This window comes from Paenibacillus sp. J2L1-98 (assembly GCF_056269405.1).
Map to the genome: position 1 here is coordinate 42,892 of NZ_JBWDNW010000025.1, position 16,264 is coordinate 59,155.

The following is a 16,264-nucleotide window of genomic DNA, read 5'->3' on the forward strand; positions in this document are numbered from 1 at the left end:
AATAAAAAAAGGGCATGAGCGCCCGTAGTGCTGCGTACGGCAGAAATTACCGGCCGCATCGCTTTACTTGGCGTCATACCCGTTTCGTTTGGTTACTATCCCGTTATTACTTTGGTATACGTGCTGTTTGTTGTTATGTATACCGTCAGTAATTGTACGATTCATTTTCTCCATGCAGGTACGGTCTTCTGCGGCGGAAGGATGTATGATTGCGGAATTACAGGCGCTTTTATGGTTTTTCCTGCCATTCCGCTCAGGGCAGCATTAGGCAAAACGCGTCTCGCGGAATGGAACTTCTCACCCCACCAGTACGACCAGCTGTCTACCGTCCCTAACCCCGTAGGGTTGCCGTCTCCTCTTGTGCCGATAACGACAGGTTGTCCAGCACGGTTGGTTCCCATATAAATGGCGACGTGGGAAATATGATCGCTTTGCTGAAACGTCAGAATATCTCCGATCCGCAAGTTTTGAATGCCTGTCAGCTGCCATTTTCCATTTACTTTTTTCTTGCCGACACCTGCAACCTTTGTTCCTACGGAATCATAGCTTCTGGAAGTTCCCGTTATATTGTAGCCAAAGTCACCGAAAACCAGGCGCGTGAACCCCGAACAATCCTCATACCCATACTTGCCGTATGCATCGTTGCCATGGCCGTAAATAAAGTAACCGTTTTCCATATACCATATAGCGCGCTCAACGACCCGGTAGGCCAAAGTTCCTTTAAGACTGGCATATTTACTGCGGAAATCCGCTACATTGTACAATTCGTCTTTTACATAGCTATCAGCTTTAATATACTTTTTATATTTAGCCACCGCTTCGGACCTTGAAAAATCTGTTGCGGCGAAAGCTATTCCTGTTGTGCTTAATGACAAAGCCAATGTCAGGCCAATAATCTTTTTCTTCATAGATCTGCCAACTCCTTAAGTGATGTATTCTTTCCTATGATAACAAGTATTGCTAATCGAATTCGATGGTACATATATCCAGTCCCCTCTCCGCTTCAATTTTTTTTCCACAAAAAACGACCCTACACCACGTGCGAATTCGGGTGTAGGGCCGTTTTTGTTACTTTTTTACCGACAAATTTCGAGCATATTGATAAGGGATATGAAGACATTTTTCCCATGCCTTTTTCCCGTGAAGCCGCCTTATAATCATTTTCCCCGGTTTAATATTGATCTCAATGAGCCATAGCCGTCCACTGGTATCAACAGCGAGATCGATCCCGAGTTCGGACAAGCGGGAGTTGTATGATTTTTCCATGAATTCCGGAATGTATTCCGCCACCTCGACAATCGATTTTGTGAGCGCTTCTCCTTTCTCGCTGCCAAACTCTCTCTCCAGGTAATCTGTCACTTTATAGGCGTCGCCGCCGCTTTTAATATTCGAGGTGATTTTGTCCTTCATGCCTTCCCGGACGGCCATTCCCGTCATTTTCCAGTCGCCCTCGTCCTTCTTCTGCATAAGTGCGCGAATGTCGAACACTTTCCCGTTTTTGTTTCTGATATCGATCCATTTTTGCATCAAATGCCGGCCTTTCTTGAGTACACTCCAAATATAGGAGTCCAGCCGGGTGTTCGGCAAAATCTGCTTGCGCATACCGTCTCTTTGAATGACGAAATGCTCTTTTTCAATGGATACCCTTATAATTCCTCTTCCGCCCCACCCATTAATCGGCTTCAGCATAATACTTCCATGCTTCTTTAAAAATTTGATGAACTGCTGGGCACTCGTTACTTGTTCGGTTGGCAGCAAGAGAGGCTGAAGAACAGAGGAAGCGGCCATATGGCTTTGAATTTTGCATTTATTGCCGAGGCCGTAGCCGGTAAAGCGCAGCTGCTTGCTCTTTTTCACAAGGGTTGCTCTCGGGGTTAACGCGGCCGGGTAGAAACCGATATCCATATTAATCTTGGGGAAAGGGACGGTTTTCCTGGTCCAGCTGCCGCCCTGAAACAGACAGCCGTTGATTTGACGATGTTCCAAGTTCACATCTCTTGGCGTAAAAATAACGACGCCGTCGAATTTTTCTGCAAGCGCAGATTGGGCATGACGGCGAAAGTTTTCCGGGCGCGTGATACGGTGTGTCATGATGCCTAAAATATTATTCATACTCGATCTCCGATCTTTATCGTCTGCCAGGCTCTCCTATGGATGAACCGTATAGTATCCTATGCGCAAAGGCAATTGTCCCGCTTTGGATATTCGCCCAAATCATGAATAATCTTGCGGATTGGTACTCTTTGTGACATGCCGGAATAACATAAATAACGTCGATCGGGGCCTATTTCATGACGTGAACTGCTGTTAATCAACGGAGGAGATTCCACAGTGAAAGCTAGATTGATTAAATATCCCGGAAGGAAATGGTTGAAGCACGAGTCACTCTGGGGCGAACCGGAACTCCGTGAATATTTGCCCGAAACAGAGCTATTCTCCCCGCAAGCATTCATCCAAATGATCAAGCGATATCCTGTCCTTTTTGTCAAACCGGACGTCGGAATGCAGGGACAAGGCGTTATGAAGGTTACGCGGGAGGACGACACTTATGTCATCCAGACGGCTGCACAGAAACTTATATACCGCGATCTGAAGAAAGCTGCTCTTAAACTAAAAAGGCTGATCGGTGCTGAGACATTTCTCGTGCAGCAGGGCATCGATCTGATTCAATTTAATGGAAGCCCGGTCGATTTCCGCGCTCTATTGCATCTGAAACCGAACGGGAAGTGGCGGTTTTTCGGAATTATGGGGAAGGTGGCGGCGAAGAACCAGTTCGTGACGAACCACAGCAGCGGAGGACGGCCGATTCGGCTGCATCAGGCGCTGGGAATTCCGAAGGAAAACAGCGGGCAATGGGATCTGCTTATTAAGAAATTTTCCATTCTGATAGCGGACACAATGAAGCTGCATTTTCCCAAAATAACGGAGCTGGGCTTAGATATTGCCATCGATTCCAATAGAAAAATTTGGCTGCTGGAAGCAAACACTAAACCTCAATTTCAATTATTCAAATATCACTCGAACCCGCGCCTGTTTGCTCAAATCTCCTATTCTGTCCGCATGCTCAGAGATACGGCTGATTAAATAAGGATTTCAAGCATTCGAAGTCTTTCTTCATGAAAAGTCGGTGCTGGGAAGGAGTTCGCATGAACAGTATAAAGGTTAAGCTCCAAATACAAAGTGCTGGCACCTCTCCAAACGGATCGGTCCTATCTCTCAATGAATCGATTATCGAAATGTGGACGATCCCCATCGGGCAGCCCTTGAAACTATGCTTCGGATCAGCTATTCAGGAGGTAATGGTCGATCCTTCGTCAAAAGGAGATATTCTGCTCATTAGCGCTGCGCTTGCTTCGAAATGGGGACTCACCAGTGGTGACGAGCTGTCCGTTCAGTATCAACCCAGCACTGAAACGCTTCAAATCGGTCCGCTGATCGGCGTGATGCTCAGTCACATTAATAGGAAGATGCCTAGTAACCCCTTCGGCGTCAATACGTCATTTTGCCGCGAGCTCATCCGGGCAAGCAAGATGGATAACTCTATCGTCTTTTTTTTCACACATGCGGATATACAGAGACAGTCCGATACGATTAACGGCTGGAGATACACGAACAGATGGGTGCGGAATCGCTTTCCTATCCCCAATGTGATCTATAACCGCGTAACCTCCCGTAAGCTGGAAAGTCTTGCGAGCGTCCAGCAGTTTATAAAATACGCCAAAAGCCGCTATAACGCCGTATTTTTCAACGAGAAATACTTAAATAAAACAGAAGTATTCAAAGCGCTTAAACAAGAACCCGAGCTGCATGTGTATCTCCCGGAATCCCATCTGCTCAGTAATTTTGCGCTGTTGAAAACGATGTGCAGCAAGCATAACGTCGTGTTTCTAAAACCGAACAGCGGAAGCTTGGGCAAGGGCATCATCCGCATTAACCGGAATGCCAATACAACGTACACTTGTCATTTCAACAGTTTCAACGGCGTCCGCAAACAATCATATACAAGCATAGAGAAATTGTTTAACGCGATCTCTAGCAAAATGAAAAAAAACCGCTATCAGATTCAGCGGGGTCTTAATCTCCTTTCAGTAGGCAGCAGGCCGGTAGATTTCCGGGCGCTGGTACAGCGCGATGACACCGGGCAGTGGAGCATCACCTCCATTGTCGCCAGAATTGCCGGCAATCAGCAATTCGTTTCCAATCAGGCCCGCGGCGGAACGATTACGACCGTTAAGGCTGCTCTCTCGCGAACAGGCGTTGCTGCGGCGTCCGGCGGATTGGCGAAGCTTAGGCGGGCTGCGCTGCAAATAGCCAAAGGCATCGAGACGCAGATGACGGGGCATTTTGCCGAGCTGGGCATTGATTTGGCTATTGATACGAAAGGTCATGTATGGCTGATCGAAGTGAATTCCAAGCCGTCGAAGAACGATAAAGCCCCGCTGTCCGCAACCGGCAAAATCCGGCCGTCCGTAACGAAGTTTGTGCAGTATGCTAATTTTTCAGCAAAAATTAGCGACTAGTTGTCCGCCGCCATGAAGCCCGGATGCCCCATTCAAGATGAACGTCCATGCACGATGGCGCTCATCTTGGCCGGGCGTGAGCGGGAGCCGCCGCACACAAGGAGGAGGCCCAAGTGCCGCTTACGGCAATCGGTAAAAAGCGAAAGGCTCGCCTGTGCGAAACGGGCTGCTCATCGCATCCAGCTTTTCTTGGGCCTCTGTATCCAACTGAAGAGAAACGCTCTTCATATTTTCCGCAAGCTGTTCCCTTCGCGCAGCCCCTACAATAACCGTCGATACGGCGGGCTTATTCATAAGCCATGCAAGCGACAGGACGCTTGGCGTACACCCTAGCTCCTTGCTGAGCTTTCCTGCCTCTTCGCCGAGCGCAATCGTTTTGTCATCCAAAAATTTGCTGAAATTCGGATCGGTTTGCGCCCGGGAGCCTGCCGGCGCCTTATCCGTGGAGCTGTACTTGCCGGACAAAATACCGCCCGCCAGCGGAAAATAAGGAATGATGCCGACCCCTTGATCAAGACACATCGGGACAAGCTCCTTCTCGGGCGTACGATCCGCGAGTGAGTAACTCACTTGAGTGGAAACGAATCGGTTCAGCCCCAACCGTTCGCTGATGCCTATCGCTTTCATCAGCTCCCACGCCAAGTAATTGGACGCGCCGATATAGCGCACCTTGCCTGAGCGCACCATATCCTCAAGCGCGCGCAGCGTTTCTTCAAGAGGTGTCTCCGGATCGAATGTATGAATTTGATACAGATCGACATAGTCGGTTTTCAGACGCTTCAAGCTATTTTCCAGCTCCGTCTGCAAATGATAGCGGGACGAGCCCCGCTCATTTACCCCTGCTCCTCTCACTAACCCCGCTTTGGTCGCCAGCAGGATGTTATGGCGGTTCCCCTCCAGCACTTGCCCGATGATTTTCTCCGATTCGGTACCCGCATAAATATTAGCGGTATCAATAAAATTGATTCCGTTGTCTAACGCATAATGAATGATTTGTTTGGATGTCTCATAATCGGCCCGCTTGCCGAATGAGTTCGTTCCTAATCCGAGTACAGATACTTTAAGTCCGCTATGGCCAAGGCGGCGAAATTGCATAATGCTCAGCTCCTTTTTTCTATCGTTAGTCTTTCTATTTTCTCCATTATAGTCTTGATTGTATAGCATTTCAGTATTTTCGATTATGACCTGGCTCATCATTTCTGATATGATAAGAGCTAACATACAAATCGGAACAAACGTTTCCGTTTCCGGAAAGGAACCAGGCGATGAGCGTTCAATTGTCACATCGGGTTATTAAATTACTGTGCGGCGATGCCTTCTACGAACGGGGGGAAGCTTACTATAGAAATGGTAAAGTAACGATTACGAGCTCAAATCCGCAGGCGGCAAGCTATGAGGCGGCCGTGCTGGGAAAAAGACGCTACGAGGTTACAATCGATATCGATCGGGACGGAGATGTCGATGCGGCATGCACCTGTCTCGCATTCAGCACCTATGACAATTACTGCAAGCATGTGGCAGCCGCTCTGCTGCACATCCTTGATCTCCAGCAAGATAGCGCCAGACCCGCCCGCATCTATCCCTCCCTCCTTCATCCGGAAGATAGACCTTACGAGGATGAGGATGTTGATGACGAGGGAGATGAAGCGCATATTCGCCCCCGGTTTGCAGGTCATGCAGGACTTGAAGCAGCCGATACCCGGCTTGCTAACGGTTTATTGGAATTGTTCAGCGGCCGGCCGCTTCGAACCGGCGCGAGCCGCTCGCTCTTCGATTCAAGGATACCTCTCGACGTAGAGATTACATGCAAGCTCTACCCCTACGGCTACCGGAAGCATATGTTCGGCATCGAGCTGAAGATTGGACCTAAACGGCTCTATATCGTACAGCGAATACGAGAATTTCTTGAGAAGGTCGACCGCCGGGAGGCATTCGTTTTTTCGAAGCATTTCACGTACGATCCGGCTATTCATTGCTTCCAGCAAGAGAACGATGAGGTGATCAGGCAGCTCATTCAAATCTATCGCAATGAGGCGCTCATCCGCGAATCGTCGACCCGGGCATTTCTCAAAGAAGCTCCGGCGAGCGGTGAGCGCATGCTGCTTGTGCCCCCTTTCTCTTGGGAGGCGCTGCTCCCTCTGCTTATCGCGGCTCCTTCGGCGCAGCTTGTGTGCGGCAATCGGACGTTTGCCGGCATTACGCTGAGCGACGAAGCGATCCCGCTTCATTTTGCCTTCGATCAAGCGACGGGCGGCGGCTATCAATTGGATATTCAGGGCCTCGGCCAAATGACCGTTATGGAGGAGTACAAGCTGGTCATCGCGGAGGGCAAGCTGCAGCAGCTGCAGCCGGATTCCTGCAAGCGCCTTGCGGAGCTGAAGCATCTGCTCGACACCTCCCGTAAGCCGAAAATTCATATTGCCCCCGAACAAATGGAGCCTTTCATGGAGAAAGTCGTTCCCGGCCTGATGAAGCTGGGGAGCGTCGGCATCGCGGAAACGATATCGGACCGCATTCTGCAAACGCAGCTTAAAGCGAAGCTCTATCTCGACCGGGTAAGAGACAGGCTGCTCGCCGGACTTGAGTTCCAATATGGCGACATTATTATCAATCCGTTAGAAGGCAGCGGTAACAAACGCGGCTCCGACCGCATCCTGATGCGGGACGGGGAGCAGGAGCGGCGCATACTTGATCTGATGGAGCTGGTCCCCTTCGCCAAGACCGAGGGCGGGTATTTTATGGAAGACGAGGAATCGGAATACGAGTTTCTACACCATGTCGTCCCGCAGCTCGAGAAGCTGCTTGCCGTATATGCCACCTCGGCCGTGAAGGTGCGAATCGTGACCAAGCACGCGCCGCCAAAGGTGACGGTTAATGTGGATGAACGCACCGATTGGCTCGAATTCAAGTTCGATATGGATGGCATCCCGGAATCGGAAATTCGCAGCCTGCTGAAGTCGCTCGAGGTTAAGCGCAAATATCACCGTCTACCTGACGGGGCGTTATTACCTCTCGAAGGAGCTGAGTTTCAAGAAATCATTCGATTCTTGAATGAAGTCGGCTTGCGCAAAGGGGATATCCATGGAGCTGAATTCCGCATTCCAGCAGTCCGCGGCCTGCATCTCATGGACTCGCATGAGAGCGGCAACGCCGTAAAGCTCGGCAAATCGTTCCGCCGGCTATTAGAAAACATGCGAAATCCGGACAATCTGGATTTCCCTGTTCCGGATCATCTCGCGCCCGTGCTGCGGGATTATCAGAAGTATGGCTACCAATGGATGAAGACGCTGGCGCACTACCGTTTTGGCGGAATTCTCGCGGATGATATGGGGCTTGGCAAAACGGTGCAGGGGATCGCTTTTATCGTCTCCGTACTGCCCGAAATCCGAAAGCGGGAGCAGCCTGCTTTAATCGTCTCTCCGGCTTCGCTCGTATACAACTGGCTGAATGAGCTTAAAAAATTCGCTCCCGAAATTCGCGCCGTTATCGCAGACGGAAGCAAAGCGGAGCGCAGCGGCGTGCTGAAAGGCGATTTAGAGGCGGATGTCATCATTACCTCCTATCCCCTGCTGCGCAAAGATATCGCGCAGTATAAGAAGCAGCGCTTTCACACGCTGATCATGGACGAAGCGCAATATTTCAAAAATCATACGACCCAGACTGCGCAAGCGGTGAAAGCTATCGAGGCCGGGTATCGCTTCGCTTTGACCGGAACCCCGGTGGAAAACAAACTAGAGGAGCTTTGGTCGATTTTTGGCGCCGTATTCCCTGAGCTGTTCCCGAGCAAGCAAGCCTTTAACGAGCTCACCCTTGAAGCCGTCGCTAAGCGGGTTCGGCCGTTTCTGCTGCGCAGGCTGAAGAGCGACGTACTACAGGAGCTTCCGGAGAAGATCGAATCGATTCAGGCGTCCGAGCTGCTGCCGGAGCAGAAGCAGCTGTATGTCGGCTTCCTGGCCAAGCTGCAGCAGGAGACGGTGAAGCATTTGAACGAGGAGGGCTTCCAAAAAAACCGGATTCGGATTTTGGCTGGCATTACGAGGCTGCGCCAGCTCTGCTGCCACCCAGCGCTGTTCGTCGAAGGCTACGAGGGAAGCTCGGCCAAATTCGAGCAGCTTCTCGAAATGATCGAGGAATGCCAGAGTGCGGGCAAGCGCCTTCTCATCTTCTCGCAATTTACCGAAATGCTCGGGCTGATCGGGCGCGAGCTGGGCTACCAGGGGATGCCTTATTTCTACTTGGACGGACAAACGCCGGCCGCTGAGCGCGTTGCCCTCTGCAGCCGGTTCAACAACGGCGAGCGCGATCTCTTCCTGCTGTCCCTAAAAGCCGGCGGCACCGGACTAAACCTGACGGGTGCGGACACGGTTATTCTCTATGACCTGTGGTGGAACCCCGCTGTCGAGCAGCAAGCAGCCGACCGCGCTCACCGTATCGGACAGAAAAACGTCGTGCAGGTCATCCGCCTCGTCACGCAGGGCACGGTGGAGGATAAAATGTACGAGCTTCAACAGAAGAAGAAAAACCTGATCGACGAGGTGATCCAGCCGGGACAAGAGGCGCTGTCCTCCCTATCGGAGCATGAGATTCGTGAGATTCTAATGATTGAATAAGAAGAAGCCTTGATCAACGAATAAGCTGTTGATCAAGGCTTTTTATGATGCGCTGTCCAAGGGCCTTCTGATCGCTCTTATAGAGCGTCCTTGCCGTTTACCCCGTCTTATTCCGAGACGGCTCTACGAAGGATAAAGCCCATTGCAACGTTAGACATCGCTCCCCTTGACGTCCGGGGGGAGCCAGCTTATAGAGACGTTAATCTTTAGTAAGCTGATCGAAGTGAAGTGAGGTAGTGAAGTGAAGTGAGGAGAAGAGAGATTGCAGCCATTTTAGCCATCTCCTGCAATTTAGTTACATATCGTAAATTTAAATGAAACCGGATAAGTCTAAATGACCGAATAATTTGATTTTGTAAAACTAATCCGATCTTTTTTTCTTTCGTCAAAAAAATAAGGCGATTAGTTTGATGAAATAAACTTAAACCACTCTCTTCACAAACCTGCCGCGGATTAGCTCGACGAATTGAAACTAAATCTAACCGGATTGCATGATCTCTGCCTGTTTGTTCCCTATTAATTTTATATAGCGCCGTTCAAGAGCCTTCCGGTCGCACTTTTAGCGCATCCCCGCCGTTGACCCGGTCGTATTCTGCTCTTGCCTTCTCGACAAGCGGATAGTATTCAGCCGTCCACAGCTTTAAATGTCTCAAAGTATTTATTAATGTTTCACCGAGAGGTGTCAATGAATAGTCTACGACCGGCGGCACGGACGGCGTAACCTCGCGCCTGACCAAGCCGTCCCGCTCCAGCTGCCGCAGCGTTTGGGTCAGCATTTTTTGCGACACGCCTTCGATCCGTCTTCTTACTTCTCCGTAACGCAAGCTTCCATCCTCTAAGGCGTAAATGACCAGCGCCGACCATTTATTCGAAATTATTTCAAGTACCCTGCGATAGCTGCATGCGGTAATCGATATGTCGGCTTGTTTCGCTTGAACGGTATTTGCCATACCCTCTCCTCCTTACGCACCTGAAGGTGCCCAACGAACGTTAAAGTGCCTTCTTACTAAATATTAGTTTATGTATTAATGTATGTCTACACCTACAAGAAGGAGAGATGACTTATGAAAGTATATGAAATACAAGATGGCTTCGGACTTGATCATATAAGGATATCGGAGCGTCCGATTCCTGTTCCGGGTACTGGCGAGGTGCTTATCAAAATGCGCGCGGCTTCGCTCAACTACCGTGATCTGGGCGTCATCGACGGATATTATAATCCAAGCCTGGAGCTTCCCTTCATTCCCGTTTCAGACGGAGTTGGCGAGGTGGTTGGCCTCGGTGAGCAAGCGAATCGGTTTAAGCTTGGGGAACGGGTAAGCGGGATTTTTACGCAGAGCTGGATTTCGGGTGAACCGGCGCAAGAAGGCTGGGCAAGCACGCTGGGCAATCCGCTGGAGGGCCTCCTCGCTGAATATGTTGTTTTGAATGAAAAGGGTTTGGTTCGCGTGCCCGATCACCTGAGCGATGAGGAAGCGGCTTCCCTTGCTTGTGCGGGAGTGACGGCATGGCATGCCATCGTAGTGGAAGGCAAGGTCAAATCCGGAGACACTGTACTCGTGCAAGGAACAGGTGGCGTCTCCCTGTTCGCGCTTCAATTCGCCAAGCTTCACGGCGCCTCCGTCATTGTAACATCGAGCAGTGACGATAAGCTTGCACGCGCCAAATCACTCGGGGCAGATTTCGGCATCAACTACAAAAACACAACTGATTGGGATAAAACGGTGCTTGAGTTTACTCATGGCCGTGGTGCTGATCACGTTGTCGATGTTGGCGGAGCCGCTACGCTGAACCAATCGCTTCAAGCTCTTCGGCTGGGCGGGCAAATTAGTTTAATCGGCATATTATCGGGAGCAAGTGTGGAGAGCTTTAATATTATCGAAGCGCTGCAGAAGAAGGCGCGGCTTCAAGCCATTAATGTCGGCAGCCGGGATATGTTCGAGGCCATGAACCGCGCGATTTCACAGAATGCGCTTCGTCCGGTCATAGACCGTATATTTCCGTTTGAACAATCCGTCGAAGCGCTCCGCTACTTAGCTAAGGGAACGCATTTCGGAAAGGTATGCATCACGATTTAAACCTTAGATTTAGTTACATTTCGTAAAACTAATTGAACGCGGCTAAGTCAAAATGACCGGATAATTCGATTTTGCGAAACTAAACCGGTCATTTTTTTCTTTCGTCATTAAAACAAGGCGATTAGTTCGATGAAATGAACTTATAGCACGCTTTTCACAAGCCTGCTGCGGATTAGTTCGACAAATCGAAACTAAATCTATTTTTCATAATCCGTTCGTTCTTATAGCGCGTCCCCGCCGTTTCCCCGGGCAGAGGCGGGGGCAAGATGGAAGGCAAACAAGCCGGGAGTTGCAGCCAATCCACCTGCTCGACAAGCGGGGCGATTGCAGCCAAGTTAGCCGGCTCGACGAGCGGGGCGATTGCAGCTATTTTAGCCGAGTCCTTCGATTGCACCTATTTTGATGGCTATGGCTTCAATAACCGATCAATCTCGACTGCCGCTTCCGTTAAGCCCTGCTTAACCGAAAGCTCCTCTTGAAAAATTTTTTTCATATACTCAGTATAAATGGCGTCAATCCGGCTGTAATTTTTCACCGGCGGCCGTAAAAACGTATGGTTGAGCGCTTCGGCAAACGGATGAATAAACGACTCGCCCTGCACCTTTATATCTTTGGCCTCCAGATTGGTCGGGATCAAGCCGGTTTGCGACATCGCGATTTGCGATTGCGTATTTACCATCCATTTCATAAACAGCCATGACTGCTCCGGATTTTTGGAGCCCTTCATAATGACGAGGTCTTCTCCGCCCAATATGGACGCTGGGCCGTAAATCGGCGGAAACGGAACCGCTATCGTTGCGTTTATCGCCCGCTGCAGCTCTTTGCCCTGAAAGATGCTATAAAACCAAGGACCCTCGTCAGTGACCAAAACCTTCCCGGATTTTACGCCCTCCCAATTGTCGCCGCCGCCGTTAATGACCGTCCGGTCAATCAGCTGCTCCTTATATAGCGATAAAAGCTGCTCTACCGCTATCACTGTCGCTTCACTGTCCAGATAGCCGGATGCCCTCGTGTACGCTTCATCCGTCATCCGCCCGCCAAGCGCATAGATATATGGCAGGCTCCTCCAAGGCTCAAGCCCGCCCATGCCGATCATGTAGCGTTCATTCTTGGCAAGCGCAATAACCTCCTGAAAAGCGGCCGGCGGCTCCGACAATCCGGCTTGCTTCAGCAATTCACGGTTGAAGATCGCGACCTTCGTATTCGTATTCACGGGCAGCGAATAGTAGGCGCCCTCATAATAGCCGGCCGAGCCCGTATTGCTCTGCAGCGTTTGCATAATTTCATCGAAATCATCATACTCGCTAAGGGGGAGCACCAGCCCGCTTTGAGAAAACTCCGGTACCCATACGATATCCATCCGGACTACATCCGGCGCTCTATTCGCAGAAGCCTTAGAGATGAGTGTATATTTTAGCTCCGCATTATTGCTTTGCCGAACAGGTACGACATGAATAGCTGGGTATGCCTCCTCAAAAGCAGGAATGAGCACGTCTTCCAAAATTCGTGTCTCTTCATCGCTGTACGTATGCCAGAACTCAATCTCATGATCCTCCGTATTGTTAATCTTCTCGACTTCGCTTTCCTTGGATATGATGGACTGCTGGCCGCAGCCCGCGGCAATGACTAGGAAACATCCGATTATAATCAGCCTTATAGCATGCATGTCTATCTCCTCCATCAACTATTGTTGATGCTTTTCCCGATACTCGACAGGTGTCATCTGCGTCATTTTTTTGAACAGCTTGCTGAAATATTTCACGTCGTTAAAGCCCGATTTTTCCGCTATCTCATAAATCTTATACTCATTTTGAACGAGCATCCGCTTTGCTTCGTGCAGCCTCAAATCGATCAAATAATCGATGAAATTTTGACCGGACTGTTTTTTGAACAAATTCGAAAAGTAGCTCTTGCTGACATGAATCGTATCCGCTACTTCCTGCAGTGTCAGATCGTTCCGGTAATTAAGCTTAATGTACTCAATAGCTTTCGTGATTAATTGTCCGCTATGGCCTTTATCGTTCAAACGCAGCTGATTAGGATGCTCCATCTCCTCGAACAGATGACGGACAGTCGATTCCAGCTGGACAACCGTATCGCAGCGCGAAATATGATCCCGGAAATCCGACAGCGTCTTGGAATCCCCGTTTAAATAAGCATAGGCGGCGAGCAGCTCGTAAGCCTCTCTCTTCACAAGCTCCGGCGTCGGCCCGTCCTTCGCCCACCTCGAGACGAAGCTGTCGATTACCGTTTTGGCGTTGTTCTCGGAACGAAGCCGCTCGACGATCTCGTGCATCTTCATTTCCTCGTATTCATGCCCGTCTTCGCTCTCATCCGGCGGAAGCTCCCAGGCAAACAGCCGGCCCGTCCCTTCAAAAAATCGCCGCTCTCCCGCCGTCCGGCTTCTTTGCAGTCCCGCTTCCACCCGCCCGCTTTCCTTCTCGATGCAGTATCCGACCGTAACCGAGACGGATAATTCAGCGGCTACACGCGCCTTGAAGCGCTCAAGCTTCGCTTCGGCATCCTGCTCATTAGGATAGATGAGAAAGAGGCCTTCTCCCGTTAAAATGTGCGCGCTGCCGGCTTGAAATCGCTCGTAAAAGATGGACTGCATATCCTCATACATAATGCTGATATGCAAATGCCCGTAACGCTCCTGCCATTCGTTCAGTCCGTCCGATACGACCAAAGCGCAAATGTAGCATGAATTGCTGTGGCCAAAAATATCGCTAAACCGAAAATCGGACCGCCCGGACGCGAGCAGCCGCTTCATCTCCTGTTCGGACCGCCTTCTCTCCAGCAGCGTCAATTGCTCGTCGAGCTGCTGCTTCTGCATCGCCTGCTTGCGGTTTTCCAGGAGCATATCCTTACAGCGGTCAAGCACGGCAATAAGCTCCTCCGCTTCCAGCGACGGCTTGAGCAAATAATCGACAGCCCCTTGCTTCATCCCCTCGCGGACGTATTCGAACTCATTGTAGCTGCTGATAAGAACGACCTTCATCTGCGGATTAACCTCGAGCGCATTCCGCGTAAGCTCCAGGCCGTCCATGATCGGCATCTTAATATCGGTTATTAAAATATCAACGGGACGGGAGCGAAGCAGCTCCAATGCCTCGAGGCCGTTTGCGCAATCGCCAACTAAAGCGAGCCCGTGCTCCTCCCAGTCGATAAAGCTTTTAAGCCCGTTTCGGATAATCGGCTCGTCGTCCACAATCAGAACGTTATCGTTCATATTATCCCTCCCCTAAGTTGTTGAATGCTGCGCAACAGCCGATTTTGGAAGCACTAGCTTCGAAGGCGGATGACGATATGAATTTGCGTGCCGCGCCCTGGCTCACTGGTAACCGTCATACCCGAGCCCGGTCCAAAATAAAGCCTCAAGGAATCGTGGACATGCTGCAGCCCGATCCCCCGCTTCGTCGTGCCTTCCTTGGCATTTAACGGCTGCAGCTTCTCGGGTGCCATGCCCGCTCCGTTATCGCTGATTTCAATTTGCAGCTCGCCCTGACGCTCCGCTGCCTTGATCGTAATTTCACCTCCGCGGTTAAGCGGCACAAAGCCGTGGAACACCGCATTCTCGACCAGCGGCTGAAGCAGCATCCTTGGAATGCTCACCCGCTCCGCGCCGGGCTGTACGTCAATAAGCAAAGCATATTTTTGCTCGTACCGCATTTCCAATATGACGATATACTTCTGAATGATTTCGAGCTCTTCCTCAAGCGTGACCATCTGTCCGTTTTTGCCCATGTTCGCTTGGAGCAGTCTGATCAGCGCCGCCAGCCCCTGATCCGCACGCTCCGTCTCGCGCGCCCGAACGAGCCACCTTAGCGTGCTGAGCGTGTTATACAGAAAATGCGGATGAATACGGTACGCGACCGCACGCACCTCCGCCTCCAGCTTCTCGTTCTGCTCCTGCCCCACCCGCACCATAAGCTGCTCGATTTCATCCAGCATTTTGTTGAAATGCCTGCTCATCAGTCCGATTTCGTCCGTAGAGGTCAGCGCTGTCCGTACGGATAAATCGCCCTGCTGCACGCGCTTCATCTCCGACGTCAGCTGCTTGATCGGTTTTGTAACCCGTTTTGCGATCAGAAGGCCGATGAGCACCGCGAGCAAAGCAAAGCACACCGAGGTTAGCAAAATACGGGTATGCAGCTTGTCCAGCGCGCCCGTTATTTCTACCGTAGGCACCGTACCGACGAGCAGCCAGCCATTGCTCAGCCTTTGCTTCACGCCATAGTAATGAACGTCTTTGTTGAAGTATTCAAACTCTACATCATCATTGTGTACGATTAGCTCATGCAGAGTAACATCTTCTACCGTTCGTCCAATGCGCGAGAGGTCGGCGGCGATCATTATTTGCCCTTCGGGGTTTACGACCATATAACGGCCGGTTTGTCCAAGCTTAACCTGATTAATCGTGTTAATAATGGCCTTGCCGTTCAAATTGACGACGAGAAATCCGATTTGCTGCAGCGACTCAAAATCTTTGAGCGTGCGGCTGATCGGCAGCACAAGATCGGTATTTTCCCCGGCGCCGCTGAAGGGGTCCTTCCGCAAGGCCTGCCATACCAGCCCCCCGTCCAGCTTTTTTGACTCCGCTACCCATTCTTGCTGATTGAGATCGACCTTCCGCAGCTTAGCGATAGAGAACGTGCCGCTCCCCCAGCCGATCCCGCCGTCTTTAATAATATGAACGACTCTAACGAACGAGCTTGAATATACGACGTTATTTAGCAGCGTGCTTAAAGATTGCGACATCTCCGCCTGCTTGCTGAGCGGACTTGAGCTGAACTGCATCGCCGCTTTCTGCACCTTCAAATCGCTATATATTAAATCGGATGTATCGCTTCCCGCGTTGAAAATAGAAGACAGCGCATCTGCGGTTTGTTTCGTAACCTGAACGGTAGATGCTCTGACATTTCGTTTCACAAGCGCAGAAGATTCCAAATAGAAAGAGAACCCCGATAAAGTGGTCGGAATCAGAATGATCAATAAGAACGCTAAAATCATTTTCGAAGCAAACCGGTTGGTTATTTTCTCGAAGCGCGCCATT

At 50.5% G+C, this 16,264-nt stretch carries 12 protein-coding genes; 4 read left to right on the plus strand and 8 right to left on the minus strand.

The window, feature by feature from the left end; all coding sequences use genetic code 11:
* Nucleotides 1–161: 161 nt before the first annotated feature.
* Both AC0YNZ_RS26885 and AC0YNZ_RS26890 read right to left on the minus strand, forming a co-directional pair.
* Nucleotides 162–908 (minus strand): C40 family peptidase, encoded by a 747-nt coding sequence (locus tag AC0YNZ_RS26885; RefSeq protein WP_475829528.1) that lies wholly within the window; start codon nt 906–908, stop codon nt 162–164.
* A 160-nt stretch (nt 909–1,068) separates the two neighbouring features.
* Nucleotides 1,069–2,112 carry a YheC/YheD family endospore coat-associated protein gene (locus tag AC0YNZ_RS26890; protein WP_475829529.1) on the minus strand — a complete coding sequence of 348 codons (1,044 nt, stop codon included), beginning with the start codon at nt 2,110–2,112 and terminating at the stop codon, nt 1,069–1,071.
* A gap of 219 nt (nt 2,113–2,331) precedes the next feature.
* On the opposite strand from AC0YNZ_RS26890, the gene AC0YNZ_RS26895 reads away from it, so the two are divergent.
* Complete coding sequence (locus tag AC0YNZ_RS26895) at nt 2,332–3,084, plus strand: YheC/YheD family protein (RefSeq protein WP_475829530.1); 753 nt, start codon at nt 2,332–2,334, stop codon at nt 3,082–3,084.
* A gap of 62 nt (nt 3,085–3,146) precedes the next feature.
* Entirely contained in the window at nt 3,147–4,520 is a 1,374-nt protein-coding gene (locus tag AC0YNZ_RS26900; RefSeq protein WP_475829531.1) for a YheC/YheD family endospore coat-associated protein, read from the plus strand.
* A 120-nt stretch (nt 4,521–4,640) separates the two neighbouring features.
* On the opposite strand, the gene AC0YNZ_RS26905 is transcribed toward AC0YNZ_RS26900, so the two are convergent.
* Nucleotides 4,641–5,615, minus strand: a complete 975-nt coding sequence (locus AC0YNZ_RS26905) for an aldo/keto reductase (RefSeq protein ID WP_475829532.1) — start codon at nt 5,613–5,615, stop codon at nt 4,641–4,643.
* Between the two features lie 170 nt (nt 5,616–5,785).
* Between AC0YNZ_RS26905 and AC0YNZ_RS26910 the strand changes: the two genes are divergently transcribed.
* Nucleotides 5,786–9,130 (plus strand): DEAD/DEAH box helicase, encoded by a 3,345-nt coding sequence (locus AC0YNZ_RS26910; protein WP_475829533.1) that lies wholly within the window; start codon nt 5,786–5,788, stop codon nt 9,128–9,130.
* Between the two features lie 536 nt (nt 9,131–9,666).
* Here AC0YNZ_RS26910 and AC0YNZ_RS26915 read toward each other — a convergent pair.
* Nucleotides 9,667–10,080, minus strand: a complete 414-nt coding sequence (locus AC0YNZ_RS26915; RefSeq protein WP_475829534.1) for a winged helix-turn-helix transcriptional regulator — start codon at nt 10,078–10,080, stop codon at nt 9,667–9,669.
* Nucleotides 10,081–10,194: 114 nt separating this feature from the next.
* On the opposite strand from AC0YNZ_RS26915, the gene AC0YNZ_RS26920 reads away from it, so the two are divergent.
* Entirely contained in the window at nt 10,195–11,208 is a 1,014-nt protein-coding gene (locus AC0YNZ_RS26920; RefSeq protein ID WP_475829535.1) for a zinc-dependent alcohol dehydrogenase family protein, read from the plus strand.
* A 172-nt stretch (nt 11,209–11,380) separates the two neighbouring features.
* On the opposite strand, the gene AC0YNZ_RS26925 is transcribed toward AC0YNZ_RS26920, so the two are convergent.
* The 4 genes from AC0YNZ_RS26925 to AC0YNZ_RS26940 are packed head-to-tail and all read right to left on the minus strand — an operon-like array spanning nt 11,381 to nt 16,263.
* On the minus strand, nt 11,381–11,602 hold the full coding sequence (locus AC0YNZ_RS26925) for a hypothetical protein (RefSeq protein WP_475829536.1): 222 nt from the start codon (nt 11,600–11,602) through the stop codon (nt 11,381–11,383).
* A 12-nt stretch (nt 11,603–11,614) separates the two neighbouring features.
* Nucleotides 11,615–12,874, minus strand: coding sequence for an extracellular solute-binding protein (locus AC0YNZ_RS26930; RefSeq protein ID WP_475829537.1), 1,260 nt, complete (start codon nt 12,872–12,874; stop codon nt 11,615–11,617).
* Between the two features lie 18 nt (nt 12,875–12,892).
* A complete protein-coding gene (locus AC0YNZ_RS26935) occupies nt 12,893–14,440 on the minus strand; it encodes a response regulator transcription factor (protein WP_475829538.1) in 1,548 nt (515 codons plus the stop codon).
* A gap of 53 nt (nt 14,441–14,493) precedes the next feature.
* Nucleotides 14,494–16,263 (minus strand): cache domain-containing sensor histidine kinase, encoded by a 1,770-nt coding sequence (locus tag AC0YNZ_RS26940; RefSeq protein WP_475829539.1) that lies wholly within the window; start codon nt 16,261–16,263, stop codon nt 14,494–14,496.
* Nucleotide 16,264 lies beyond the last annotated feature (1 nt).

Excerpts from the sequence above, each read along its gene's own strand:
- AC0YNZ_RS26885 (WP_475829528.1), bottom strand. The coding sequence starts at position 908 with ATGAAGAAAAAGATTATTGGCCTGACATTGGCTTTGTCATTAAGCACA.
- AC0YNZ_RS26890 (WP_475829529.1), bottom strand. The coding sequence starts at position 2,112 with ATGAATAATATTTTAGGCATCATGACACACCGTATCACGCGCCCGGAA.
- AC0YNZ_RS26900 (WP_475829531.1), top strand. The coding sequence starts at position 3,147 with ATGAACAGTATAAAGGTTAAGCTCCAAATACAAAGTGCTGGCACCTCT.
- AC0YNZ_RS26905 (WP_475829532.1), bottom strand. The coding sequence starts at position 5,615 with ATGCAATTTCGCCGCCTTGGCCATAGCGGACTTAAAGTATCTGTACTC.
- AC0YNZ_RS26910 (WP_475829533.1), top strand. The coding sequence starts at position 5,786 with ATGAGCGTTCAATTGTCACATCGGGTTATTAAATTACTGTGCGGCGAT.
- AC0YNZ_RS26915 (WP_475829534.1), bottom strand. The coding sequence starts at position 10,080 with ATGGCAAATACCGTTCAAGCGAAACAAGCCGACATATCGATTACCGCA.
- AC0YNZ_RS26920 (WP_475829535.1), top strand. The coding sequence starts at position 10,195 with ATGAAAGTATATGAAATACAAGATGGCTTCGGACTTGATCATATAAGG.
- AC0YNZ_RS26930 (WP_475829537.1), bottom strand. The coding sequence starts at position 12,874 with ATGCATGCTATAAGGCTGATTATAATCGGATGTTTCCTAGTCATTGCC.
- AC0YNZ_RS26935 (WP_475829538.1), bottom strand. The coding sequence starts at position 14,440 with ATGAACGATAACGTTCTGATTGTGGACGACGAGCCGATTATCCGAAAC.
- AC0YNZ_RS26940 (WP_475829539.1), bottom strand. The coding sequence starts at position 16,263 with ATGGCGCGCTTCGAGAAAATAACCAACCGGTTTGCTTCGAAAATGATT.